At 48.5% G+C, this 25,061-nt stretch carries 20 protein-coding genes and 1 tRNA gene; 5 read left to right on the top strand and 16 right to left on the bottom strand.

Annotated elements, in window-relative coordinates; genetic code table 11:
- The first annotated feature begins 16 nt into the window (after positions 1-16).
- The 3 genes from ACO05Z_RS13945 to ACO05Z_RS13955 all read left to right on the top strand — a co-directional run bounded on the left by ACO05Z_RS13945 (position 17) and on the right by ACO05Z_RS13955 (position 5,528).
- Positions 17-2,923, top strand: a complete 2,907-nt coding sequence (locus ACO05Z_RS13945; RefSeq protein ID WP_421902778.1) for a PD-(D/E)XK nuclease family protein — start codon at positions 17-19, stop codon at positions 2,921-2,923.
- Positions 2,924-3,007: 84 nt separating this feature from the next.
- Positions 3,008-4,198, top strand: a complete 1,191-nt coding sequence (gene lhgO, locus ACO05Z_RS13950) for an L-2-hydroxyglutarate oxidase (RefSeq protein ID WP_421902779.1) — start codon at positions 3,008-3,010, stop codon at positions 4,196-4,198.
- Between the two features lie 250 nt (positions 4,199-4,448).
- Complete coding sequence (locus tag ACO05Z_RS13955) at positions 4,449-5,528, top strand: NAD(P)H-dependent flavin oxidoreductase (RefSeq protein ID WP_421902780.1); 1,080 nt, start codon at positions 4,449-4,451, stop codon at positions 5,526-5,528.
- An 81-nt stretch (positions 5,529-5,609) separates the two neighbouring features.
- On the opposite strand, the gene ACO05Z_RS13960 is transcribed toward ACO05Z_RS13955, so the two are convergent.
- The 7 genes from ACO05Z_RS13960 to ybgF all read right to left on the bottom strand — a co-directional run bounded on the left by ACO05Z_RS13960 (position 5,610) and on the right by ybgF (position 11,567).
- Positions 5,610-6,137, bottom strand: a complete 528-nt coding sequence (locus ACO05Z_RS13960) for a hypothetical protein (protein ID WP_421902781.1) — start codon at positions 6,135-6,137, stop codon at positions 5,610-5,612.
- 58 nt (positions 6,138-6,195) lie between these two features.
- Positions 6,196-7,155: a tyrosine recombinase XerC gene (xerC, locus tag ACO05Z_RS13965; protein ID WP_421902782.1), complete on the bottom strand. Its 960-nt coding sequence runs from the start codon at positions 7,153-7,155 to the stop codon at positions 6,196-6,198.
- Positions 7,130-8,119 (bottom strand): GGDEF domain-containing protein, encoded by a 990-nt coding sequence (locus ACO05Z_RS13970; protein ID WP_421902783.1) that lies wholly within the window; start codon positions 8,117-8,119, stop codon positions 7,130-7,132. Before ACO05Z_RS13970 ends, xerC begins: the two co-directional genes overlap by 26 nt.
- A gap of 62 nt (positions 8,120-8,181) precedes the next feature.
- Entirely contained in the window at positions 8,182-9,021 is an 840-nt protein-coding gene (locus ACO05Z_RS13975) for an HDOD domain-containing protein (protein ID WP_421902784.1), read from the bottom strand.
- Positions 9,022-9,432 (bottom strand): hypothetical protein, encoded by a 411-nt coding sequence (locus ACO05Z_RS13980; RefSeq protein ID WP_421902785.1) that lies wholly within the window; start codon positions 9,430-9,432, stop codon positions 9,022-9,024.
- 44 nt (positions 9,433-9,476) lie between these two features.
- Positions 9,477-10,691, bottom strand: a complete 1,215-nt coding sequence (dprA, locus tag ACO05Z_RS13985) for a DNA-processing protein DprA (protein WP_421902786.1) — start codon at positions 10,689-10,691, stop codon at positions 9,477-9,479.
- Between the two features lie 21 nt (positions 10,692-10,712).
- Positions 10,713-11,567, bottom strand: a complete 855-nt coding sequence (gene ybgF / locus ACO05Z_RS13990) for a tol-pal system protein YbgF (protein WP_421902787.1) — start codon at positions 11,565-11,567, stop codon at positions 10,713-10,715.
- 208 nt (positions 11,568-11,775) lie between these two features.
- On the opposite strand from ybgF, the gene ACO05Z_RS13995 reads away from it, so the two are divergent.
- Positions 11,776-12,753 carry a hypothetical protein gene (locus ACO05Z_RS13995; protein WP_421902788.1) on the top strand — a complete coding sequence of 326 codons (978 nt, stop codon included), beginning with the start codon at positions 11,776-11,778 and terminating at the stop codon, positions 12,751-12,753.
- A gap of 129 nt (positions 12,754-12,882) precedes the next feature.
- Here ACO05Z_RS13995 and ACO05Z_RS14000 read toward each other — a convergent pair whose 3' ends face one another.
- The 7 genes from ACO05Z_RS14000 to ACO05Z_RS14030 all read right to left on the bottom strand — a co-directional run bounded on the left by ACO05Z_RS14000 (position 12,883) and on the right by ACO05Z_RS14030 (position 21,720).
- Positions 12,883-15,810: an Hpt domain-containing protein gene (locus tag ACO05Z_RS14000; RefSeq protein WP_421902789.1), complete on the bottom strand. Its 2,928-nt coding sequence runs from the start codon at positions 15,808-15,810 to the stop codon at positions 12,883-12,885.
- An 87-nt stretch (positions 15,811-15,897) separates the two neighbouring features.
- Entirely contained in the window at positions 15,898-16,266 is a 369-nt protein-coding gene (locus ACO05Z_RS14005) for a response regulator (RefSeq protein WP_015852595.1), read from the bottom strand.
- Positions 16,259-16,957, bottom strand: a complete 699-nt coding sequence (locus ACO05Z_RS14010) for a chemotaxis protein CheW (protein WP_421902790.1) — start codon at positions 16,955-16,957, stop codon at positions 16,259-16,261. The genes ACO05Z_RS14005 and ACO05Z_RS14010 overlap by 8 nt, the downstream gene beginning before the upstream one ends.
- The gene (locus ACO05Z_RS14015) at positions 16,944-17,762 is read right to left on the bottom strand and encodes a ParA family protein (protein ID WP_421902791.1); all 819 of its coding nucleotides are present in this window, start codon (positions 17,760-17,762) and stop codon (positions 16,944-16,946) included. Before ACO05Z_RS14015 ends, ACO05Z_RS14010 begins: the two co-directional genes overlap by 14 nt.
- 41 nt (positions 17,763-17,803) lie before the next feature.
- Positions 17,804-18,682: a CheR family methyltransferase gene (locus ACO05Z_RS14020; RefSeq protein WP_421902792.1), complete on the bottom strand. Its 879-nt coding sequence runs from the start codon at positions 18,680-18,682 to the stop codon at positions 17,804-17,806.
- Positions 18,683-20,611, bottom strand: a complete 1,929-nt coding sequence (locus tag ACO05Z_RS14025) for a HEAT repeat domain-containing protein (RefSeq protein ID WP_421902793.1) — start codon at positions 20,609-20,611, stop codon at positions 18,683-18,685.
- 59 nt (positions 20,612-20,670) lie between these two features.
- Entirely contained in the window at positions 20,671-21,720 is a 1,050-nt protein-coding gene (locus ACO05Z_RS14030) for a protein-glutamate methylesterase/protein-glutamine glutaminase (RefSeq protein ID WP_421902794.1), read from the bottom strand.
- 353 nt (positions 21,721-22,073) lie between these two features.
- Here ACO05Z_RS14030 and ACO05Z_RS14035 point away from each other — a divergent pair.
- Positions 22,074-22,150: transfer RNA gene (locus tag ACO05Z_RS14035), tRNA-Pro, on the top strand.
- 104 nt (positions 22,151-22,254) lie between these two features.
- Here ACO05Z_RS14035 and ACO05Z_RS14040 read toward each other — a convergent pair.
- Together ACO05Z_RS14040 and ACO05Z_RS14045 are read right to left on the bottom strand one after the other, a co-directional pair.
- Positions 22,255-23,949, bottom strand: coding sequence for a P-loop NTPase fold protein (locus ACO05Z_RS14040; RefSeq protein WP_421902795.1), 1,695 nt, complete (start codon positions 23,947-23,949; stop codon positions 22,255-22,257).
- A gap of 12 nt (positions 23,950-23,961) precedes the next feature.
- Positions 23,962-25,059: an AI-2E family transporter gene (locus ACO05Z_RS14045; protein ID WP_421902796.1), complete on the bottom strand. Its 1,098-nt coding sequence runs from the start codon at positions 25,057-25,059 to the stop codon at positions 23,962-23,964.
- Positions 25,060-25,061: the final 2 nt, after the last annotated feature.

Consider the following 25,061-nt stretch of genomic DNA (forward strand, 5'->3'; position numbering starts at 1 on the left):
CCGCCGGAGGCATCTTATGACAAATAATAAACCTATCCAAATAATCTCGTGGAAAGAGGATTTCATTGAAAATCTCGCCACTACTATAATCAACGATTCTGACGGTGACCTGAGCAAGGTCACGGTCATTGTACCGCACCACCGTCCGGCCCGTTACCTTAAGAAAGCACTCGCGGCATCGGACCAGCTGACCAAGCCGTGCATTCTGCCGGAAATTTATTCTTTTTCCGACTTTGTATCCTCGCTCATACCCAAGCTGACCGCTGAATTTCCGCGCAAAATCGGCAAGCTGGATCAGGTAGGGCTTCTCTTCGACATCATTGAGAAACTACGCGGAGAATCCACAGGCATGCTCTCCAAGATGCCTACGGATTTACAATTATTCTTTCCGTGGGGAACCCGTCTGGCCTCTCTGCTGGAAGACCTGCTACGTCAGGATATCAAACCGCGCAACCTGACCATGCTTCAAGGCGAGGTGCTGGAATGGGCTGCCGCCCTGCTGGAAGAGCTGGAAATAATTTTCGTACGCTATGTGGCAGAACTGGAGAAGCGTGGCTGGACCACTTCCGGTCTGGAAAACCGCACTTTGGTAGAAAATTTTAACGGGCTTGATGATATCCTCAAAGACCGCCAGCTTTACCTTGCCGGATTCTACGGGGTCAGCGGAGTGGAAGATATGTTTTTCCGCTACCTCTGGGAAAATCTAGGCTTGCAAGTCATCTGGCATAGCGATCCCGGACTTGCTGAAGGACGCAAGGGCCATTTTGCAGTTCGCGAACATCGGCTCTGGCTCCAGAACTGGAAAGCCGAAGCAATCTCGGATCATCAGGCAAAGGGCAGCTGTGAACTGCCGGAACTGAAATTCTTTGAAGGATTCGACCGCCACTCCCAGCTCTGCGCCATGCGCGATGAACTCTGCTCACAAAAGGTGGAAGGCTGCGCCGTGGTTTTACCGGACACTTCTCTGCTCCTCCCGGTCATGCACCATCTCCCGGAGCAGGATATCAACATCAGTATGGGCTACCCGCTGGAGCGCTCGGCCTTGAACGGACTGGTCGAAGCGGTCCTCAAATTACAGGAAAACCGCAACGGACAAACTTTTTACTGGAAAGATATTCTGGCCCTGATCCGCCACCCGTATTTAAAAATGTTGGAAGTCGACGGCGACCAGCCGCTGCGAACCATCTTCCACCAATGGGAAAATGCACTACGCCATGGCGCACCTTACGCGGATGTGAAAGACTTCGTTCCGGTCTACAGCGACGACAACGGCAATCTGGTCGACAACCCTGAAATAACCGAAGGACTGCGCGCCGAGGCCGTACAGATCTGTATTGATGGATTCAAGGATATTGAAACCCTTTCCGAACTGGCCGACAGCCTGCAGGCCATGGCTGAGATGCTCCGTCAGCGCGGCGGCACCCTTTGGAACCGTTATCTACTGGACTCCGAATGTCTGTTCCGGCTGATGAATGAGGTCATTCCCGAGCTGCGCGAAAGCTCTATCAGCAATGAAATTTTCGGACAATCGCTCTGCTTTTCCATCTTCCGGCAGTTGCTTGCCTCACAACGCGTATCCTTTGAGCCGGACCCCATTTCCGGCATGCAGGTGCTCGGTATGCTGGAAAGCCGCCTTTTGAATTTCAAGCGTACCTTTATCCTTGATACCGTGGATGAAAAACTTCCCGGCACAGATCCTTACGACCCACTGCTCCCGGACCAGTTACGTCACCTGCTGGACCTACCCGATTCACGGGAAAGAGAATCCGTAGCCACCTACAACTTTTACCGCTTGATCATGGGTAGCGAAGAATCCTGCATATTCTATCAGAGCGGTGTGCAGCCGGGTTTACTCGATTCCAAATCCATCCGCTCCCGTTTTGTAGAACAACTGCTCTGGGAAATTGAACAGCAGCGTAAGGAAATCATAACCCCGGGTGAAGACTTCCCGCTCAAGGCGGTCAACTTTCCGGTGGGTGCAATCATTAACAATCCGGCAGCAATTCCCAAAGAACCATTGCAGGAAAAATTGCAAAACCTGCTCAAATTCAAGGGACTCTCACCTTCAGCCATTGATTGCTACGTGGGGTGCCCCAAGCTTTTCTTTTTCCGCTACCTATCCAATGTGCGCGAAAGTGTGACAGTTGATCAGAACGGTGACCGCGCCGGATTCGGTGATCTGATCCACTCCGTACTCAAGGACTTCCTCGAACCGCACTTAAATAAGGAAATCTGCGGTAAGGATCTGGATGCGCAGGCATTGCAGGACCTCTTCATGCTCAGGCTGGAGCGGGATTCTCTTTATCCCAACCTTGCCTATGACATCAAAAAATCCCTTGAGCAGGCTGGGAAAAACAGACTGGCCCAGTTTCTTAAAAGCCTGAAACCGACCAAAATAGTGGAACTGGAATCAGATTCACAGGCAGAACTTGAAATGGATGATTTCTCCGTACGCATTCATGGCCGGGTGGACCGGGTGGATGAACGGGCCGGAGAACGCCACGTGCTGGACTACAAGACCGGACGGCTGCACCTCCCCCGCAAATCCTTCTGGGAGAATGAATCCATTTGGGGACCGCTACTGGATGATCCGCAGGCCATCTATCATGACGGCACCCCTTTCCTTGAAAAGATCAAAAATTCAGCGGACAGCCTGCAACTGCCACTCTATCTGCTCATGGATCAGCACACTTCTGGTGAACTGCCCCGTCAGGCGGCACTAGTGGAATTGGTCACCGACGGACGGGAAGTTGGCCTTTTCGATTCCAAAACCAGTGATGAAGAGCGTGAAGAGATCATTGAAACCAAAATCCCGGCACTGACCAAGCTGATCATCAACAACATGTTGCAGGAAGAGGATTTCAAACCGATCCGCTCCAACATGTGCCACTGGTGCGCATACCGGGAAGCCTGCGGAAGCTGATAGTTCTGCATTTTAATGATTTGACATTAGCAGTGCTCTGTTGAAGACTATGCCCCTACTTATAAATAGAAGAGGGATATAGTGATGAAGACTGCTGAAATAATGATTTGCGGAGCTGGAATTGTAGGTCTTACTGTAGCGCGAGAGCTTGTCTCTAGAGGATACAGAGACATTCTGATCATCGACAAAGAACCTGAAATTGCAACACATGCCTCCGGACGCAATAGTGGAGTTCTGCATGCCGGTATTTACTATGCTCCAGGTAGTCTGCGCGCTGTGTCCTGCCTTTCCGGCAACTTCAGAATGAAAGAATACTGCCGAGAAAAAGGATTGCCCCTGCTGGAAACAGGCAAGGTAATTGTCGCCCGCAATGAATCCGAATTACCCACCCTGCATGAACTATATAACCGGGCCACCGCCAACGAAGCCAAGGTCGAAATAATTGATGAGCAGCATCTTGCAGAAATAGAACCCAATGCCAAAACAACCAAAGAAGCGTTGTTTTCACACTATACTGCTGTAGTAGACCCACGAGCAGTAATGCAATCCTTGTATAATGACCTTGAATCCAGCGGAAAAGTATCTTTCATGCTCGGCACTAAATTCATTACTGCTAAGGGCAACAACACTATCGTTACCGACAAAGGTGAAATCAGCTGCGGGTTATTCATCAATGCTGCCGGAGCCTACAGCGATCAAGTGGCCCGCCCCTTCGGCTTCGGAGAAGGCTACCAACTCATCCCGTTCAAAGGCATCTACAAAAAATTAAAGAAAGAGAAAGCCCATACCATTAAAGGCAGCATCTACCCTGTTCCCAACATCAAGAACCCTTTCCTCGGCATACACTTCACCCGTGGAGCCAGCGGTGACGTCTATCTTGGACCAACTGCCATACCTGCATTCGGACGCGAAAATTACGGAATACTGAGTGGACTAGACAGAGAAGCATTCGACATCATGCTCCGCGATGCAATTCTCTTCTTCAAGAACCCCAAATTCCGATCTGTTGCATTTGAAGAGCCGCGTAAATACTTTTTCAAGTGCTTTTTCAACGATGCAAAAGAGCTGGTTAAAGAACTTTCTCCTGATGATATTGAAAGCTCCCCCAAAGTGGGTATCCGCCCGCAATTAGTAGACCTGAAACGTAACGAGCTTGTCATGGACTTTTTAGTCGAATGTGATAAAAAGAGTGTGCACGTACTCAACGCTATTTCACCTGCATTCACCAGCTCCATGTACTTTGCTGAAATGATTGCGGAGAAATACATACACTAGAGAATGTATGTATTTTACATTGCAGAAAGCAGTTTTTTACATAGCGCCACCCAACTGCTACAGTTAAAAAGAACTTGACTTTAAGGCTCATACAGGAAAAAACTTTTCTCGGACTTCAAAGTTGCCTCTAAACAATAAATACACCGCTGTATGTATCTTTCAGATACCTGCCACAAAGCGTTTTTGCTGACAGTATTGTTTAACAACCAGAGGCAGCTCTTAAATATACAAGTCATAGGAGAACTTTAGTATGAATCTTCCTCAGCTTAAAATTGGTGATCTGGTTGCCAAGGTGCCCGTTATTCAGGGCGGCATGGGTGTGGGAATTTCCCTCTCCGGCCTTGCTTCCGCAGTTGCCAAAGAGGGCGGCATCGGCGTTATCGCTGCTGCAATGATCGGCCTTACCAACAAAAACGGCGGTAAGGATCACGCAAAAGCACACATCGACACTCTTGCAGAAGAAATCCGCAGGGCCAAGGAAATGACCTCCGGCATCCTCGGTGTAAACATCATGGTTGCCCTGTCCAACTTCGCGGACATGGTCAGCACCTCTGTTAAAGAAGGCGCTGATGTTATCTTTTCCGGTGCCGGACTGCCCCTCGACCTGCCCAAATACCTGCACGACGGCGCAAAGACCAAACTGGTCCCCATTGTTTCCTCCGGTCGCGCAGCATCCATCATCTGCAAGAAATGGATTTCCAAATTCGACTACCTGCCCGATGCATTCGTAGTTGAAGGTCCCATGGCAGGCGGCCACCTCGGCTTCAAGCGCGAGCAGCTCAACGATCCCAAATTCGCCCTCGAAAGCATCCTCCCCGAAGTAATCAAGGCTGTTAAGCCCTTCGAAGAAAAAGCTGGCCGTACCATCCCGGTCATCGCTGCCGGCGGTGTTTACTCCGGTGAAGACATCAGCAAGTACCTTGATATGGGTGCTGCCGGCGTCCAGATGGGAACCCGCTTTGTTGCCACCCACGAATGCGATGCTGACGAAGAATTCAAACAGGCGTACGTAAATTCCACTAAAGAAGACATGGCCATCATCCAGAGTCCCGTAGGACTCCCCGGCAGAGCAGTTAACAACGACTTTCTGCAAGCGGTAACCGATGGCAAAAAGTCTCCCTTCAAGTGCCCGTTCCATTGCATCAAAAGCTGCAAAGTAGAGCAAAGCCCCTACTGCATCGCAGCGGCACTGATCAATGCCCAGCGCGGTAAGCTGAAAAACGGTTTTGCCTTTGCAGGCTCCAATGCTTGGAGAACCGAAAAGATCATCTCCGTTAAACAACTCATCTCAGATCTAAAATCTGAATTCGATCGCGCGGTCGCACGCTAAGCTGATTTCTCCATACGATAATAAAAAAAGGCGTTCCACATTATGCGGAACGCCTTTTTTAACGTCATATAACTTTTAATTCTACTTCTTCTCAGCCGCTTTCTTTTCTTCTTTCTTAGGTTCTTCTTTAGGAGCAGCTTCCTTCTTGGGGGCTGCCTTTTTAGGAGCGACTTTCTTTGCAGCAGGCTTCTTGCGCTTGGTGATCAATGATTCCAGCTTTTCAGCAGCAGCCTGAGTATCACCGGATTCACCTAAATAATGCATCTCGCCCTGAGGGGATATCCAGTGCCATCCTTCGGGCTTTTTAAGCACCCGGGCCCCCTTTGAATCAAGATAATCCTTGAACGATGCTTTCTCAAGACTTTCATCAATCTGAACTGTAAGTTTACGGTTCTCAGCCATTACCTGAGTGTGGCGGAAAATTTCAAAAGCACTGTGAACCAGATCAAAGGCCGGATCTTCGATTACACATTTCTTGGAGGACAGCTCTTTCTCCAATTGAGCCAGATCCTTTTTCAGGCTGCGAATCTCAAACAGGGCATCCTTACGGGCGTCTTCACTCTTGTCATTAATAGCGTTAGTAACTGCCGCTGCGGTCTGTTTCTTCATTGAATCTCCTCCAGAATTGCTAAGTTAACTTTTGCTTAACACACTCATTTACAAATATCTATTCCTTTTTATCATCGCTTGAATCCGGCGACTGGTTGCCTGCCAACGGATGAGCCTTGTCATATACATTCATAATCTGCTGCAGATTCAAATGGGTGTAACGCTGGGTGGTGCTTAAATGCTCATGTCCCAATAACTCCTGAACTGACCGCATGTCAGCCCCGGATTGGAGCATGTGCGAGGCAAAGCTGTGCCGAAGCATATGCGGATGCACTCCTTCATGCAACCCCGCTCCCTCAGCCATACGGGCCAGAATACGGTTGACCTGCCTGCGGTTGATACGCCCACCACGGTTACCCACAAACAAAGCCTGCTCCTCTAAGGCAGGCCCCAGCTCGGCACGTACTGCCAGATAATCATCAACAGCCTTACGAGCCGCATCACTCAGGGGAGAAAGCCTCTCCTTATTACCCTTACCGGAAACACGAACCACTCCGCTGGAGGTATCCACATCAAAAAGATCAAGAGTGATTGCTTCACTGACCCGCAGCCCGGAACCGTAAAGCATCTCGGCAAGAGCTAGATCGCGCTTATCAGCAGGTTCATCACCTACATGGGCATCCATCAGATTCACAGCCTGATCCACATTCAGAGAACGGGGATGGCGGATTTCCTGCTTGGGGTTCCTGATCCCGACCATAGGATCACTTTTTATAAAACGATGCTTGGTCATGTACTTAAAGAATGAACGCAAAGAAGAAAGCTTGCGCGACATGGTCGACTTTGCCAACCGCTGTCCGTGCAGCTTGGCAAGGAATGCGCGAACGAGGTCCGGAGTGACCTTCTCAGGGGTGGCAAGGGATTTTTTGCGGGTCTCCAGAAATTCCTCAAACTGAGAAAGGTCCTTTGCATAAGAACGCAGCGTGGCAGCTGAAGACCGTTTTTCCACATCCAGATAAGTCATGAATATCTGAACTGGTTCGGACAGATCTTTAATTATTTCTGCGATCGAGAACATAGCTGCTCTTGGGATTTTCCTTGGCTTTTTTCTTCAACGCCATGGCAATAGCTGAGGCCTCACCAAAGTGCTTCATCCTGCCGTTGATGTTGAAAACAACGGCAATGGAAATGGCCATGAGCGGAAAGGTCTGCGTGTTGCCCTGACGATCCTTGGAAACGATCGATTTACGCTGACGATCTTCCATGTCATAGAAATTTGGTACAATGCCGTCGAATGAAAAAATTATGCGCTGGCAGACTTCCTCAATTATATCCGGGGAAGTTATAATCACAAAATCATCGCCGCCCACATGGCCTACAAAAGTCTGCTCCCCGGCAAAACTCTTAACCGTGTTGACGATGATGCGCGCGCTCATCATCAGGACTTCATCACCACGGGAAAAGCCGTACTTATCGTTAAAGGACTTGAAATAATCGAGGTCGCAATAGGCAAGAGCAAAATCCTGCTTGCGGTCAATTAAACTTTGAATCTTCTGGATAATGGAAGTGTTGCCCGGAAGCTTGGACAATGGGTTGGCATCAAGAGCACGAAGAGCGCGGCAAAGAGTCAGGTTCACCCTTTCCCGGACAACTGGCAGGAAGAACGGGCGAACCAGAAAATCATCCACCTCGACCTTGTTCCAATCCCATGGATGCTGTAGATCGATATCATCAAGGCAGATAATCACCGGAAGCTGGCGGTAAACGTTTTCGCTCTTAACCAAGCGGGCCAATTCCTGAGCCGGAACATCTTCCACTCTGCTGTCCACAATGAGCAGATCCGGTGGGTCATTGAAGAGATGCTCTACTGCCCCGCGGGCTTCAGTATAGCAGGTGAATTCCAGCACATCCTGCGGCCAGATTTCAAACAGCAGGTCGCGCAGGGAGCTGTCCGGGGAAACCAGAATGGCCTTATGTTTTGCCAGCCCCAACAGGCCGTGATCCTTATTATTGTCCATAGCCAACGGTTTAACATCAACCATTGGAAAACGTCAAAGCTCAAGCGGACCACGTTCCGGATAATTTCAAAAAAATAACAGACTGACTAGAAAGTAAGGTCGGATATCTCCATAAATTTATCGGAGACTTCATCCATGACCGGCTCAAGGTCCTTCATTTTCAGCTTCAAAATCTTCATGGCCGCAGGTTTAAAGTACGCAATCTGGTCATCTCCGCCGTTTCCATATTCAAAAAGGCGAACAATAAAATCACCGACATGAACCACTGCGGCGGTCTGCTGGTAATGCTGGGCTCGGTCGGGGTGGTGATGATAAGTCATGGCCTCGCGAACATTGGGCGGAAGGTGCCAGTGACGAGCCAGCCAAGCGTTGATACGATCATGACCGAACCCGAGAATATGGCGTTCAGCCTCGTAGTAGGTCAGGTCCTTTTCCTGCACAGTCATGCGTACAGCTTCATTGAGTTCCGGCAACTGTACTGCGGTGACGACTTTACCGAGGTCATGAAGCAACCCGGCCACGGTAAATTCTTCGGGGTCTTCAAATCCTGCGGCCTTGGCAATGGCACCACTGGCCATAGCGCAACCGAGACTGTGTTCCCAAAGCCCGGACATAGCCTGCTGAATCATATCGAATACAGAAGTTGAAATAATAATGCCGCGAATAACGTTAAGACCGAGCAACACAAGAGCGTGCTGAATGGTGGTGATCCTGCCCGGAAAGCCATAAATGGGCGAGTTAACCATCTTAAGAACCTTGGCCGAAAGCACCTGATCCTGTGAAATAACTTTTGCAACCTGCTCGGTTGAAGAGTTGGGGTCATCCACGAGCTTGGTGACCTCATCAAGAACTGAAGGCAGGGTCGGAAGGTCGGAAGTAGAAAGAATCTGCCCCTTTACACTGGTTTTAAGATCTTGACCGACCATCTATGCCTCCTCCCCGTTTGCTGCAGCCTCTTCTGCTGCAGCGGCTTCAGCTGCAGCCTGCTCTTCAGCCAGTCTTTCAGCTTCTTCTTCAGCCTTCTGAGCGGCAGCTTTGAGGTCGAAATATTCCTTAAAAAATCCTTTAACCCGAAACATCCATTTGTCTTTGGCATATCGGCGGAAAAGATGGTCGAGACGTTCCGACTTCTTAGACCATGAAGAGTTGTCATTGTCCCCGAGATCAACGGGATTACCCTTGACCACAATACGTTCAACATCCATAGACTCCAGTTTCTGGATGATCCCGTCGGTAAGTTCCAGCCCTTCGGCAAGAACAACCATACCGTTATCGCGGGTTACTGGCTTGGCAAGCTTCATGCCCGGAGCCGCAAGTTTAACCGGAATTTTCTGCATCAGTCGGACTTCTCCTAATAAAATTCAAAAATACCCGCCCCATACTAACTACGCTTGAGATCATAATACATGCCGGGAAAGCGCACAACCATTCCCTTGACCTCCATGCCGAGTATGACTGCCCCGGCCACGGAAACATCAATCCCCGCTGCGCGGGCAATTTCATCAATGTGCAGCTTCCCGCCACTCTCAAGGGATTTGGCTATGTCTGACTCAGGCGGCTCAAGCGCTGAAATATCAACAGCTGGCGCAACAGACTCAGCTTCCGCAGTAACACGGACATTCTTGGAAGGACTGCTTTTACCACTCTGCTTTACCGGGAGCTTGCGCTCAGCCCCGGAAACCGCCTTTTGCCCGGAAAAATTATCAACATCAAGGGCGTGCCTGATATTCATTAATACATCATCCGCGGTTTCCACAAGGGCCGCGCCTTCCTTAATCAATTTCAGGCATCCGGCAAAGCTCTTATCGCCACTGGGACCGGGCATAGCCATTACGTCTCTGCCCTGCTCCCCAGCCAAACGTGCGGTAACGAGGCTGCCACTGGCGATCTCAGCTTCCACCACCACAACGCCGACACTCAGCCCGCTGATCAAACGGTTGCGAAAAGGAAAATTGCGGGCAAAAGGCTTTGTTCCCGGAGGAAATTCAGAAATGATCAATCCGGATTCAAGAACACTTTTACGCAACCAGCCACTGTCCGAAGGATAGGAATCATAATCCAGCCCAGTCCCCAGCACAGCGACTGTTGAGCCGATCCCTTGCAAGGCAGCTTCATGGGCGCAGGAGTCTATACCTTTTGCAAAACCGGAAGTAACGGTGATACCACTTCTGGATAAATCTGCTGCAAGTCTTGCGGCGTACTCCATCCCAAGCCGTCCACTATTACGTGAACCGACAATACCGACAGCCGGGTTGGAGAGCAGCTTCGGATCACCGAAGTAATACAGGCAGGTTGGAGGATCTGCCAATTCTTTAAGAAGATCAGGAAATAATGGATGAGTCCACGGCAAAACACCGAATTCGAGACGCATAGCCTCGCGGTATTCTTTTTCAGCTTTGGAACGCCACTCTTCTTTTTGTGCGGATTCAGACCTCTTTTCAGAAGCCAATTTTAGAGCGGGCCAGTTGGCTGCGTCTTTCAAGCCTTCATAAGCTGTAGGGTAATGCCTGAGAATAGGTCCCCATGATTTAGGCCCAAGCCCCGGCGTATAGCGCAGGGCCAGACATGCAAAATATTCTTCCTGTAGGGAGCTCACCAACGGCCGTCGCTGAAAGGATTACCCTTCGATTGCACGCAGACGTTCCCGCCCGATCTTCGCGGGATCGGACTTAGGATAATCTTCAATCAGAGTGCGCAGGTAAAAAACAGCATTTTCACGGTCGCCGAGTTTATCGTAGGCCAGACCGATCTTAAGCATGGCATCGGGCACCTTTCCGGCCTTGGGAAAACGCCTGCTCACTTCCTTGAACTTCAGAATAGACTGGGCAAAACTTTTTTCAGAGTAATATGTCTCACCGACCCAATAGAGAGCATTGGGGGCAAGCTTGGAAGAAGGATTCTGAGCCAGATACTGCTCAAGCAGAGCGCGTGCCTTCAGGGGATTATCGTTCATCACCAGTCGCACACCTTCCTGATACAGGGCATCTCCGCTCAAAGCAGATACAGGTTTCGGAGCGGCAGTAGCAGGAGCAGTCTGGGTTGCGGATTCCGCAGTGGCGGCAGCTTCACCGGGAACAATCATCCACGGTTTTTCCTCGCTACTGGTTTGTCCACCCATGACCACTTCTTCAGCCACAACGGTCTCTTCAGCAGGAATTTCCTGCTCAACCTTCATAGCCATCATCTTCTGCTGATTTTCTTTAAGCTCGGCAAGAGTGCTGTCCAGTTCGGTCATCCTCTCCTGGAGCCTTTCTATTTGGGCAGTGGTATCTTTGTGATTGCTTTCAATAAGGTCATTTTGCTGGCGCAGTCCTTCCTTGAAATTTAGAAAGTTCTCTTCAAGGCTTTTAAGGCGCCATTCTTCGCTTCCGCCCCATGCGGGCTTGACCGGCTCTTCAGGCTGCTTTGCCGCAAAACATCCGCTAACAACGAAAGCCAGAATAACAATAAGAAGGATTCGTAAGTACTGCATCAAATATTCTCCGAAAGGCATGTTGAATCTAACTGGTGAATTTGGTTCAAGTTTCAACGGATTTAAAGTAGGCCACTTAGTTAGATTTGGCAAGCATATCTAACCTTTTACATAATGGACGGCCCGCTGCCCTTGCTTCCTGTGCAAATTTAGGGCAAAAAGTGCACACAAAAGAAGTCTTTAAAACCCTTATTTTAGGAAAACAAATATGAACATCCCCATGGAACCCCTTCGGCTCACGGCAATGATGAGTGCCCAGATGCTGCCTAAGGCGCTGGTGGACTTTGCCACGCTTGCGGCTATCGGTGCCCCGATCATGGCTGTGATCCTTGAAATTACGGCCAAGGCCCGAAAAAAAATTTTTTACGACAAGCTAGCTCAGCAAGTCACAGCACTGACTTTGGTTATGTATCTGCTCTTCACCATCTGCCTCGGAAGCGCTGCAGCATTTTTCAGCCGCCAGATGCCATGGCTCAAAGATTGGTTTATCAACCCTGCTTCTCCGGTGATGATGTTTTACATCACTCTGGGAATCGCTCTGGCAGGGCTCATTCCTTATAAATACAGCTGGAAGAAACTCAAAAAGAGCAAGCCGCTGCACATCATGCTCGGCACAGTGGGCGCACTTGGCGGAATTGCCTCCATCCACGCGGCCACAGTGATCATGCAGAAATTTTTCACCCTGCAGATGGAAAATCCCCATCCTGCAGTTCCGGCAATTCCCTTTTACACCCACTTCCAGCAACTCCCTGGTAAGGCTGGACTTTGTCTGGCAGGGATTTACCTGATCATGGCCATTGCCTTTGCCGCCACCGCTTCCGGACTTTACCTGGTACTTCGCCGAAACAAAGACGACTTCGGCCGTGATTACTACAAATTCACCCTTCCGGTGGTTGCCCGCTGGGCATTGTTTCCTTCTCTGTTGCAGCTGGCAGCATCAGGCAGCGTAGTCTACTACATCTGTGGGCCCAACATTACCTCTTTATATCAGAACCTCCCCGTAGCTCTCAGCTTCGGAGCTTCCCTTCTGCTGACCATGATCTGCTGTGCAATCTGGATTGTTACCTGGAGAAGCGAAACTCCCATGCGTCACAAGATAGGCCTTGGACTGACACCGCTACTGGTAATCCTCGCCCATGCAACACTCATGGCCGGGACTATGAGTCTGTATCTGAGCCTTTCATAAGGCACTCCACATAGAAGACAAGCAAAGGCTTTTCCGTTCGCGGAAGAGCCTTTTTTATTGCTGCCCACGAAAAATCCCCCTGACGCATCAGCATCAGGGGGATTCACTTTTACTCTATGTATCTGACAGCTACTGGATGCCGCCGCCCTTGACTGTTGCCATGCTGTATATCTCATGGGGGTCAAGGATGAGAACAACGCTACCGTCACCCATAATGGTCGCACCGGACACGCCTTTAAGGTCAAAGCCATTGAGGTAGTTACCAAGAGGTTTAATAACGATTTCCTGACGCTCAAGCAGTCTGTCCACAACCAGCCCCAGTCGACGGTCATTGTCATGAACAATAACAACGGGCAATACTTCGCGGTCAGGATCACTGACCGGCTGCTCCAGCAGTTCAGCAAGCTCTGCAATACCGAGCACCTCGCCGCGTAGGGTAACAGCCTTACGGTTGTTGACTTCAGTAAGTCTTTCCGCCTCGATCTTGGTGGTTTCGGAAACCGCGTCAAGAGGAATAGCGTAGTTTGCACCGTTGATCTGAACCATAAGCGCATCAATAATCGCCAGAGTCAGCGGCAGGGTCAGGGTAAACTTGGACCCCTTACCCACTTCAGATGAAATGTGGACACTGCCTTTGAGGTCCTTGATGTTATTACGCACAACATCCATACCCACGCCGCGACCGGAAATATCGGTAACCTTCTCGGCGGAGGAGAAACCCGGGGCAAAAATCAGCTCGATGGCTTCGCGGTCATCAAGGTTACGTGCTTCTTCCGGAGAAATAACCCCTTTCTTGATGGCGACATTACGCATCTTTTCAGGATCAATTCCACGACCGTCATCCTCAACCTCAATGGCAACGGAGTTACCCTTGTGGTAAGCGCGCAGCCAGACGTGCCCCTGCGGGGTCTTTCCGTTAGCAATACGCTCTTCTTCAGGCTCAAGACCATGGTCAACGGAGTTCCTGATCAGGTGGACAAGAGGATCGCCGATTTCCTCGACAACACTCTTATCGAGTTCAGTCTCTTCGCCTTCGGTTATCAACTCGACCCGCTTGCCGCTCTTGCGGCTGAGGTCGCGAACCAAACGCGGGAATCTTGAAAATACTGTCTGAACCGCAACCATGCGGACCTTCATGATGGTGTCCTGCAGGTCATCGGAAATTCTGGACAAGGCATATGTGGTCTCGGTCAGCTGCTGGGCAACAACCGGGACTTCAAGATGTCCTTCCTCAAGACCACGAGCAAGCATGGTGTAACGGCCCCTGCTGATGATAAGCTCACCGATCAGGTTCATGAGATGGTCAAGCTTCTGGTGGTCAACCCTAATGGTGGACATAGCCTTGGGCTTGGCATTCTTGGCCGGGGCACCGGCTGCGGGTTTCGGTTTCGGCTTCGCCGCAGGCTTGGCTGCGGGCTTAGCAGCCGCCTTGGGCTTGGCTTCAGCTTTAGGAGCAGACTTGGGCTCAACTTTAGGTGTCGGCTTGGGCTCAGGCTTAGGCTCAGGCTTGGGTTCGGGCTTCGGCTCAGGCTTGGGTTCGGGCTTGGGTTCGGGCTTGGGTTCGGGCTTCGGCTCAGGCTTGGGTTCGGACTTCGGTTCAGGTGCCGCAGGAGCCTCTGCACCGCCCTTGAGATCATTCACTGCAGAATCAATCATTTCTGAAATGATTCCACATTCCTGACGCAACAAGTCAAGCATCAGCTCAAAATCCATATCGGATGAACGAGCCTGATCTACCAGTCCTGCGGTCCTTTCAGCGTACTCCCGTAAATCATCAAACCCCATGTAACCACCGGAGTTTTGGATGGAAACAAGGCTTCTGTAGAGTCCGTCAATATAATCTTTCTGGCCGGCATCCTCACCGAGGGTTTTCAGGGCCAAATCAATATTATCAACCTGCTGGCGCACGGTCTGTTCAAAAATTGCAATATCTTCCGGGTCCAGACCATCTTCTGTCGGTTCCAGTTCTGCTTCAGGCTCAACCTCAAGTTCTTCCGCTTCACCATCTTCCTCAGGAACCTCGACAGCAACAACCTCACCCTTTTCAACCGCTTCTTGCAGCGGACTTACGAGCTGGTCAATATCAAGAGGCTGCACATCGCCTGTTTTCGGCGAGACATGGGCAATCAGCGACTCAATTCCGTCCACGACAGCCAAAAGCAGATCGATCATGGAACGGGTTGCGGCCACTTCTCCCTTACGTACCTTATTCAACAGGGTTTCAGCCTCATGGGTGAGTGAATTCAGCTCACGGAAGCCAATAATACCGCTATTGCCTTTAAGGTTGTGGAAATATCTGAATATGTCATTGATAAGGTCGTCATTGCCCTCGGGATCCTGCTCAAGCTCAAGCAGACCGTTAGTGAGGTTCTCGATGATTTCATGGGCTTCTTCGAGAAAATCGGCCAGATGACCTTCCCCTACAGTTGTTAACTTATAGGATTCGGCTTCCTCATTGACAATGGCTACAAACTGAAAAGCCTGTTTGCGTCCTGACTCTGGCATATTGGACTCCTGCTCGATTTGGGTCTCCGGCAAATCTGTCTCAACTTCAGTAATTTCTTCAACCGGTTCAGGTTCCGGCTCAACTTCTTCCAGAACAGACTCGGGTTCCGGCTCAGGCTCAACCTCATCTTCAGAAGGCTCGGAAGGTTCGAGGGTTTCACCGGCCATGATGGCATCAATCCTTTCAATGGTAACTGAAGTATCAACTTCACCTTCATTGCCGAGTTCATCCAGATTATCAATCAACTGACGTAACAGATCGGTGGCGGCAAGAATTACATCCATAATTTCAGATGTAACCGCAATCTCACCTTTCCGAAGTTCATCAAGAATATTTTCCGCCCTATGGGCAAGGCCGTTGATGATATTCAGCCCCAAAAAGCCTGAAGCTCCCTTGAGGGAGTGCATTGGTCTGAATATTTCATTCAGAAGATCAAGATTCTCGGGATTATTCTCAAGCTCAAGCAGGTTGGGCTCGATAGTTTCGAGATGCTCTTTAGCTTCAATAATGAAATCCGCAAAAATTTCAGGATCCATGAAATCCTGGCTCATCTAGAGACCCCTTCTTAAAAGTTCTTCTGCAGTGGTCAGTTGCAGTCAAGTCCGGAAACAGTCTTCGTCGACCGTACCGCTAATACATTATCCGAGAAGCATTTTAATATTCTTAACCATCTTTTCAGGCTGGGCCGGCTTCACCATATAGAGGTTGGCACCCAAGCTCAGGCCGGTCTGAATATCTTTTTCCTGACCTTCAGTCGAGAGCACAATAATAGGGATATCTTTATAAGCATCCTGCTCACGAACTGTTTTAATGTAAGTAAACCCGTCCATTCTCGGCATATTTACATCGGAAATAATTAGATCAACTTTGTCCAGACTGTAAAGCTTTTCAAGGCCGTCCAAACCATCTTCCGCGGTAGTTACCTTGAACCCTTCCTTTTTCATGATGAAGGCGACGAGGTTCCTTACAGTCTTTGAATCGTCCACTATCAGAATATGTTTAGGCATTTCCCTCTCCTTCACTCTTTAAAATTTGTTCTACCAGTCGATCCACGGAAAGAATGTTGACCAATTTTTCACCATTTTTATAGAGGCCGAGCAAAAAATCAGAACTCACACCCACTTCTGATTCCACTCCCCAAACCAGATCCTGCTTGTATGCGCGGTACATGGTTCTAACCGCGCTGATAGCCAATCCGATCTGCAAGCCCTTGTGTCTGCAGATAACAACAAATTTATCCTGTACGCCCATTCCGTCATGCAGCAGGTGCCGCAAATCCAGAACCGGAGTAACGCGGCCCCTAAGGTTGATGATCCCCTGCATAAAGCGTGGAGCAGCGGGCAGCAAAGTCACAGGAATTTTCCTGACAACCTCTTGAATGACCATGATCGGCAAACCATATTCCCGGTCCCCGACAACGAAACTGACGAGCTGGATTTCATCCTCATCCTTGAGCTTTTCCTCAAAGTCTGCGGAACTTCCTTCTCCCCCGTAATCATCGACCGGTCCGGCACCGAATCCGGGAACGGCAGCATCTCCACGGGGATCCACCCGCTCAAGGCTGTTAAACGCAGCCTGCCCGCCAATCCCCATGTACTTATCCATGAAAGCTTGTTCGGCATCAGTGTATCCGCCGTCCTGCTTTTCTTCACTGGGCAGGTTTACGTTTTCAACAAAATATTCTTCAGGCGTCTTCATTTCTGACTATCTCTCTTGCCAACTGCATATATTCCTCAGCGCCACGAGTTTTAGGATCAATATCGAAAATGATCTTCCCGCTAGCGCAAGCCTCTCTGAACTTGGTATCCATGTGGATAACGGTACTGAAAACCTTATCCCCCAACTTTCTCCTGATCAGATTTAAAATCTTCCTGCATGCCCCTGCCCTGCCGTCATACATTGTGGGTAAAGCCATGAATTTAACCGGGCTGGGAAGCACCTTGTTTAAAATCTTGATCGTATCAAAGAGCAACCGGATACCATAAAGAGCTAAAAAGTCAGTCTGAATAGGGATCAAAACTGTATCCGCAGCCACAATGGCATTAACCAGCAGCACTCCCACATGGGGCGGACAGTCGATGAGTACATAATCATAATACTCTTTAATCTCGTCCAACGAATTGGAGAGGACCATCCCCTTATTCTTCCTGTCTTTAAGATCAACCTCCAGCTCGGATAACCGAATGCTGGCCGGAACAAAGTCAAATCCCACCCACTCGCGTTTTTTGACTATCTTGCCCCAAAGACTCTTGAAATCCGCATCATCAAAAAACAGATCATGAGCCGAGGTTGTGACGGTTTCCGGGAAGTAAGACATATGAACCGAGGCATTCGCATGAGGATCAAGATCAATGACCAGTACTTTTTTTCCTTGTCTGGCCAAGGCTTCCCCAAGAGTCAGAGCCGTGGTCGTCTTGCCTACACCTCCCTTTTGATTGGCGATGGCATAGACCTTCGCCAAGGATGCAGTTCCGTCCAACTGCTTTGTATTATTGCTTTCCATATCAGCCCGCAGCTTTATATAAATTTAACCGCAGACCGGTATTATTCCAGCTTCTGGTAAATAATCGCTCCCGGATGGTGAACCGGCTTGAATGCCCTGGTGATATTATGCAGGGATTCGGAATGGCCGATTATCAAATAACCGCCGGGAACAAGGTTATCGTAATAAGCATTGATAACCTTTTTCTTCATGGCTTCATCAAAATAAATGATCACGTTCCTGCAGAACACGATTTCCGACCTCTCAACCCGTCTGACCTGCATGCGGTCACTGAGGTTGATCTGGCCGAAACTGACCAATTGCTTGATAGCTGGTTTTACCTTGTACTGCTTGCCGTCCTTGTCAAAATACTTGGCTATGATTTCCTTGGGGGTCGTACGCAGCGAATATTCACTGTAAACCGCACGACGCGCGGACTTGAGAACCCTTTCAGAAAGGTCATTCGCGGTAATTTTGATATCCCAACTGCTAAGCTCGGGACCAAGGACGTCATGAATGATCATGGACAGGGTATAAGGCTCTTCCCCGGTAGAACAACCGGCGGACCAAATCCGCAGCCGCTTACGCCTTTTCTTGCGCAGCTCATCCAGAACAGCGGGCAGGACCTTGGTCTGGAAAACCTTCAGCTGAGGCGGATTGCGATAGAAACTGGTCTCGTTGGTAGTAATTACCTCGAAGAGCTTGTTCAATTCTGCCTTTTTACCCGGATCATACTGCAGGTAATAATAGTACTCGCCGAAATTCTTGAGGTTGAGTTCCTTCAAGCGGTTGGCAAGACGGTTTTCAAGCAGATATTTACGGTTACCCGCAATAAAGATACCTGCCTGATCGTAAATGAAATCACGGAGCTGGGTGAACTCCAAATCGGAGATTTTCAGCTCTTTCCGCAGCGATATTGTCTTTGAAAACAGAGAAGACATCTAGTCTCCTTCTCCTTGCTCTTCCTGAATTCTCAAAATGGCCTCTTCGGCGGCCTGAATAACCTCGGGATCGGAATCGGAATTGGACGCTTCCAGAAGAGCCTGAAACGCCATAGTTCCGCCAATGGCGCCTAATACTTCAATCACCTTAAGGACCACAAGCTTATGTGGAGAATCCAACATTGTTATAAGTTGAGGCAATGCACTTTCTTCACGATGCTCGCCCAGGGCTTCTGCAGCTCTGATCTGTACCCAGTCATCATCATCCTGTAGGGCCTGAATAATGTAAGGGGTAGCTTGCTCTGTGTAGCAGCTTCCAAGAAGCTCAATCACAGTCAAGCGCACATCGCGGTTTTCATCATGAAGTCTTGAAAAAATGAGTGACATGCTTTCGGGGTCCGAAGAGCAATCATGCAACGCTTCGAGGGCAATCTTCCTGATATCAGGAACTTCATCCTCAAGAGCGATCCTGATGTGTTCAAGGTTGCCGTAAGCATCAATCTTACCCATGGCAAATACAGCCATGAGTCTTTCAATGGGCTCATCGCTGCTGAACAATTCAACAAAACGCTGATTTACATCCTCGCCGCCAATGGCAACACAGGCGTTAAGGGCTGCTTCCTTCACATCATCATAGGAGTGAGTAAGCAATCCAAAAATAGCATCAACAGCGTCCACATCCTTAAGCTTGCCACCAAGAAAATTGATGGCTGACTTAAGCATGGAACCGTCCTGCTCGCTCTCGAGAACATTTTCAAAAAATTCCTTGGCTTCTTCATCAGCGGTGCCGACAAGAGCTTCAAGAATTCCGCGTTTAATATCCCGATCTCCGTTCTCAAATGCATCCATGAGAACCTTGGAAACTTCGGGACCTTCAAGCCTTGAAAGAATCTCAATAACGATTGCGGCCTTCTTAAAGTTGCCGCTGTTCACAGCAGCAACCATAGCTTCGTTCAGGCCGATATTTGAAAGGTCGTCGACTATTGTTGCGAGACGGTCACGATCACGGTCCGGATCAAGCTCGCTTGCGAGATTGAGCACTTCTTCAGTAGCCTTTTCGCCGCCCACGTAACTCAGACCGGAGATGGCTGCATCCTGCACATCTTCGTCTTCATCATTAAGCGCGACCAGCATATATTCACGGAGCTTTTCACGCTCACTGGCAGAAAGCAGCTTGAGGGACTTACCGCCGAGAATGCTGACAATAGCTTTGACAATTTTATTGCGCAGGGCGGTGGGACTTTTATCCAGATGTCTGAGCAGCATGGTTACAGCCTTGATGTTCCCAACCTCACCGAGAGCATCCACGATCATGGAGGCCACGAGGTCGGAGCTACTATTCAAAGCCTTAACCAGCGCGTCAACAGAACTGGAATGCTTAATCTTAGCCAGAGCTTCGATAACTGCGTACTGCACCCACTCATCATCCGCCATGGCCTTATTCAGGCAACGGGCGGCGGCGGGGTTGGCGAGATCTCCAAGGCTCACCGCAGCCTGATAGCGGACGTTGACTTCAGGGTCTTTAAGCAGGGCATCGCAAAGAGGTTCCACAGCCATAAAGCTGTTGGTAGACCCCAAAATATCGGTCGCGAAAATTCTGATATCAGGATCATCGTCATGGACAAGCTCCACAAGGGAAGCAAAGTCCTGCGCACCGACTTCACGCAGGATGTCCATGGAAAGGTTACGTACTGGGGCATCATCTGATCTCAACAGGGGTACGACAGCCTGAACAGCTCCCTTGCCGCCGATACTGCGCAAGGCCTGATCGGCTGCTTCCTGCAATCCCAGATGGTTTGTCTTTAAAAGATCGGCCAGCAGAGGAACGGCATCTGCACATTTCAACTCCCCAGCCTGAAACGCGGCCTCACGGACGACTTCATTATCGTCGCTTTTAAGTTCTTCAAGAACCTTAGAACAATCCGTCATTGCAAGTCCCCATTTTGTTTAAATCCGTAAGACATCTCACGGTTGCGTCTTAGAAAAAATTACAAGTAAAGATTATTGATGATCGCATTTGCCATATCATCAATATCTACGATTTCATCAGCGAGTCCGTCGTCCACGATAGCTTTCGGCATACCGTAAACAACACAAGAAGAATCACTCTGCGCAATAGCCCTGCCACCCTTGCTCTTAAGCTCTCTGATTCCGTCACGTCCGTCATTACCCATACCGGTCAGGATAACCCCGAGAGCCCTGCGGCCTACAGCCTTTGCAACCGAAGAAACGAGCACGTTTGCAGAAGGCTTATACAAGGCCTCCTTGGGTTCAGGTGTCACAACCAGATCAATTCTGCTGACTTTCTGGTCAATAACCAGATGAGAGCCGCCGGGAGCAACGAATGCATGACCGGGCAGAAGTCTGTCCCCGGTCTCAGCCTCTTTGACTTTAATCTGGCTGACTCCGTTAAGACGATTAGCAAAGGGGCCGGTAAAGGCCTTAGGCATGTGCTGGGCAATAACAATACCAGCCGGAAAATCTTTGGGCAGGGAAGAAAGGATTTTCTGAACCGCCGGTGGTCCACCGGTGGAAACACCGATCACGACCACATCGCGCTTAGCTCTTCCGCGCGGGGTCCGCACCGGGACTGCAGGCTTGCGAGCGGCAGTAGCGGCCCGCAGACGCGGCACCGGACGCATCTTGCGTCTGGCAACAGTCTTAACCTTGGAGATCAGGTCATTTTCGATTTTAACAATGTCGAGGGATACTTTTGACAACTGCTTGGGAATAAAATCAATTGCCCCAAGGTCCATGGCTTTCAGGGTCGCCTCAGCACCTTCAGTAGTCAGGGAACTAACCATAAGCACCGGACGGGGCATTTCCATCATGATATGCCTTAGCGCGGTCAGACCGTCCATCTTGGGCATTTCAATATCAAGGGTAACCACATCCGGGTTGTGCTTCCGGATAACCCTTAAGCCTTCCTCTCCGTCACGCGCGGTGGCAACCACCCTGATGCCGGGGTCCTTCTGCAACATGGTACTGATTGCTTTACGCATGAAAGCGGAATCATCTACAACTACGACATTTATCACTAACCCGATCTCCTTATCTCTACGGCGTCTGCTCAGCTTAGTCTTTAACAGTTTGTATAAAAAGACGATTTTTTGGAAAAATCCAGCCGTTCAAATAAAAGTGAACCGCAACCGTAGATAAAACTTGGCACATATGAGTATTTTTGTCCAACAAACTCCCCGAATTTCACCAAAAAATCATACAAATCGGATTTTAGGACAAATTTCAATACTCACACTTTTACCACTTTAAAACATTGGAAGTTTATGTGCAAGAATATAAAAATTCATGACCGCTCTTTTTGAAATTATTTTTTTTCTTAATTTTTTTCTTGCCAAGCGCGTCAGGATTAGATAGTTACCCAATCTCACGACGGGATGTGGCTCAGTCTGGTAGAGCGCTGCGTTCGGGACGCAGAGACCGGAGGTTCAAATCCTCTCATCCCGACCAGATAATTCAAGCCCCTTACGATTTTTCGTAAGGGGCTTTTATTTTTTGGAATAAAAAAATTACCCCCCGCATTTTTATTGCGAAGGGTTTTTCATACAAGAAAACTAAACCGAATTATTCGATAATTTAGTTATCCTATTAAATCTCCATTCCCCAAGCTCATCCTTAAGCTCAACAAAAGCTCTGGTTATTTTTTCACGAAGCCCAACAAAGGTATCAGATTGAGAGTGACTTCTTGCAAACTGAATCGATATTTTAACAAATTCAGGATCTTCTTGAAACCATTTCCTCAGTAACTCAACTCTCACTCCATCAAAATATTTCTTGTCAAAGTCTCCCCAACTTCTCGCACTTTGGACCTCTTTTAAACGCTCTTTAAATAAACTAAGTGTATAAAGATCATTAATTTTATTACCAAATTCTGCTTCATAATATTCCTTAACCTTAATATCTGATGCACAAATAGAACTAATAGTCTCACAGTACCAAGACTTCCTCGCTGACTCCACCCCATCTATCTCACAAACTCTATCTCTAATATAATCCATTTTAAATTGCCGAAAGAGCGCATCAGCATCAGCATCAGCATCAGCAGAAAACTCTTTAAACACAGAAAACAAATAATTAATATTTTCAAATGATGTATACTCAAATATATTATAACCAACACCGTTTATGGCACTAGTCAGTTCTTCAATAAACTCTTCCGCCGACTTAGACAAATCAAATGTATATTGATCTAATATATCGAACACTTGCCTATATTTACTTTCTTTTTCTTTCTCAAGCTCTCGCCCACTTAGTAGGCGCTCAAACTCAACTAAATCTAAGAGAGAAGTGTGTATAAATTCCCACAAAAAATTATGCCACGCAAAATGTTCTGAAACCCTGGTTCCATAAGCATAAGCATATTCTTTTATCTGCAAATCGTCAGCAGCACTAGGTTCAATTCCCTCTTGGTAGCCAAATTGAGAGATTTTACTCAGCCCCTCATATCCTAGCCCGCAGTATACGATAGTCAACAGCGAAACATTGTATGCCAGATAACTTGAACGCCAATCATTACATGGCCCGACCATCTGTGATATAAGAATTACATTCCTAACAGCTTTCTTTACAGTTCGTAGATTATTTCTATGGTAAATTTCAAATGCTTCTTCAATTCCTATTCTATATTTCATTTCAACCTTATGCAGCAATTTGGCAACAATCTCTTCCTGAGAAGGATTGTACTTAAACTCGCAATCCACTATTTTTTCACGATACTTAGAATACAGTCTATCATCTGTTAATTTATCTTCGTCCATAATGAGCACAACGGTTGAGCCAAATCTTTCCTTCAAATTAGACACAAAACCCATAATCTCAGAATAGCTCAATTCATCAGACTTACGCTCAAAATCATCTATGCAAATGGTTAGACCAGACAAACTATTCTTTTTAAATAAAGATAAAGTATTACCGAGAACACCTGTACCAATACTAAATCCACCAAACTCACCAACATCCCCGCTAAAGCTAGTTTTAATACTTTTCAGGACACCAGAAATTTTATCTATATATTCATTTCTTGAAAAAGCTTGAACTAATATATTATTTTGCAACGACTCAAAGTTTCTATGCCCAAACAGTGAGACATAAACAAATCGCTCTTGTTCCTTTTCATCAAAATCTTTTTCAACAAAATCATTCCAAAAATAAGTTTTGCCACATCCCCACTCACCTTTCAGGACAATCACCTGCGCATCATCTGCATCGACTAAAGCTTTAAGTTGCTTTTTATATTCATTTATTGTCATACTTTTGTCCTTTCATTCCCCCTGCTCCATCACCCACTGGCGATAAAGCGCGAGAGCCATACAGGTCAGCGGCAGGGCCATGACCAGCCCGAGGAAGCCGAGCAACTGGCCCCAGATGGAAAGGGAGAGCAGAATCATCCATGGAGACAAGCCCATACTTTCGCCCTGTAAGCGCGGAACAAGCACTGCATCCTGTAGCACCTGCACAACGGCGAATACGACGCCTACACCACCTAGGGCGAGCCAGAAATTACCACCCGTTGCCAGTGCATCGATTGCAGCCAACAAAAAAGCCGGGATCAGTCCTGCGATCTGAAGATATGGAACCATATTAAGCAAACCGATAAGCATGCCAAGCAGAATTGCCAACGGCAATTTGATGATCAAGAATCCCAATGAAAACAGGCAGCCGATAATCAAGGCTATCAGAGCTTGCGTACGAAAATAGCGGTTGGTCACGTTGGTGAAGTCATCTACAAAGGATGCTACCCGCTCGCGGTATCTGGAGGGAATCTGCTCCCGCCATTTGCCGAGCTTATCGTAATCGGTAAGCAAGAACACGAGGTAAAGAATGATAACAAACAATCCGGCAAGCATGCCAAGAGTGTGGGCCGAGCCACTGACAATATTCCAGATACCGGGCAGCGCTTTCTGAGCCGAAACCTTAAGCATATCCGTCAGGCCGGACTCTGTGAGAAATGAACGCACATCTTCCTGCTTGGCCAGATCGACTATGGTCTGCCAGAGGTCCTGGGGGATATATTCCGCCGCCCTTTGCGCAACAGAAGAGTCGTTGACCATTTTTGCCAGCAACACCCCGGTTTGTTTCATTTCAACCCCGACTGCACGGACGGTAACCCAAAAGACTTTAACCATGGGAATCAATACCGCCAACAGGGTTAGCAGCACCGCTGCAGTACGGTTTTTGAGATATCGGCCTACAAAATTAACCAGCGGATTGAGCAGGTAGGCAAGGGTCAAAGCCACGGCAAAAGGTGCCAGCACTGCGCTCAGTTTATCCAAAAGGGTTACAGACACCCAGATGAATCCCGCAGCAAGCAACAAACGTACTACGCGATCAAAAGTGTATGGAGTATTGTCGTTAATCATAT

Origin of the sequence: Maridesulfovibrio sp., from assembly GCF_965230075.1 — a bacterium.
Taxonomy (GTDB): Bacteria; Desulfobacterota; Desulfovibrionia; order Desulfovibrionales; family Desulfovibrionaceae; genus Maridesulfovibrio.

What these genes read in the sequence shown, in the direction of transcription:
- ACO05Z_RS14045 (WP_421902796.1), bottom strand. Translation starts at nt 25,059, where the DNA reads ATGATTAACGACAATACTCCATACACTTTTGATCGCGTAGTACGTTTG.
- lhgO (WP_421902779.1), top strand. Translation starts at nt 3,008, where the DNA reads ATGAAGACTGCTGAAATAATGATTTGCGGAGCTGGAATTGTAGGTCTT.
- ACO05Z_RS13970 (WP_421902783.1), bottom strand. Translation starts at nt 8,119, where the DNA reads ATGGTTGATGTTAAACCGTTGGCTATGGACAATAATAAGGATCACGGC.
- ACO05Z_RS14020 (WP_421902792.1), bottom strand. Translation starts at nt 18,682, where the DNA reads ATGTCTTCTCTGTTTTCAAAGACAATATCGCTGCGGAAAGAGCTGAAA.
- ACO05Z_RS13955 (WP_421902780.1), top strand. Translation starts at nt 4,449, where the DNA reads ATGAATCTTCCTCAGCTTAAAATTGGTGATCTGGTTGCCAAGGTGCCC.
- ACO05Z_RS14010 (WP_421902790.1), bottom strand. Translation starts at nt 16,957, where the DNA reads ATGAAGACGCCTGAAGAATATTTTGTTGAAAACGTAAACCTGCCCAGT.
- ACO05Z_RS14005 (WP_015852595.1), bottom strand. Translation starts at nt 16,266, where the DNA reads ATGCCTAAACATATTCTGATAGTGGACGATTCAAAGACTGTAAGGAAC.
- ACO05Z_RS13980 (WP_421902785.1), bottom strand. Translation starts at nt 9,432, where the DNA reads ATGCAGAAAATTCCGGTTAAACTTGCGGCTCCGGGCATGAAGCTTGCC.
- xerC (WP_421902782.1), bottom strand. Translation starts at nt 7,155, where the DNA reads ATGTTCTCGATCGCAGAAATAATTAAAGATCTGTCCGAACCAGTTCAG.
- ACO05Z_RS13945 (WP_421902778.1), top strand. Translation starts at nt 17, where the DNA reads ATGACAAATAATAAACCTATCCAAATAATCTCGTGGAAAGAGGATTTC.
- ACO05Z_RS14025 (WP_421902793.1), bottom strand. Translation starts at nt 20,611, where the DNA reads ATGACGGATTGTTCTAAGGTTCTTGAAGAACTTAAAAGCGACGATAAT.
- ACO05Z_RS13995 (WP_421902788.1), top strand. Translation starts at nt 11,776, where the DNA reads ATGAACATCCCCATGGAACCCCTTCGGCTCACGGCAATGATGAGTGCC.
- ACO05Z_RS14015 (WP_421902791.1), bottom strand. Translation starts at nt 17,762, where the DNA reads ATGGAAAGCAATAATACAAAGCAGTTGGACGGAACTGCATCCTTGGCG.
- ACO05Z_RS13975 (WP_421902784.1), bottom strand. Translation starts at nt 9,021, where the DNA reads ATGGTCGGTCAAGATCTTAAAACCAGTGTAAAGGGGCAGATTCTTTCT.
- ACO05Z_RS13960 (WP_421902781.1), bottom strand. Translation starts at nt 6,137, where the DNA reads ATGAAGAAACAGACCGCAGCGGCAGTTACTAACGCTATTAATGACAAG.
- ACO05Z_RS14040 (WP_421902795.1), bottom strand. Translation starts at nt 23,949, where the DNA reads ATGACAATAAATGAATATAAAAAGCAACTTAAAGCTTTAGTCGATGCA.
- ACO05Z_RS14000 (WP_421902789.1), bottom strand. Translation starts at nt 15,810, where the DNA reads ATGAGCCAGGATTTCATGGATCCTGAAATTTTTGCGGATTTCATTATT.
- ybgF (WP_421902787.1), bottom strand. Translation starts at nt 11,567, where the DNA reads ATGCAGTACTTACGAATCCTTCTTATTGTTATTCTGGCTTTCGTTGTT.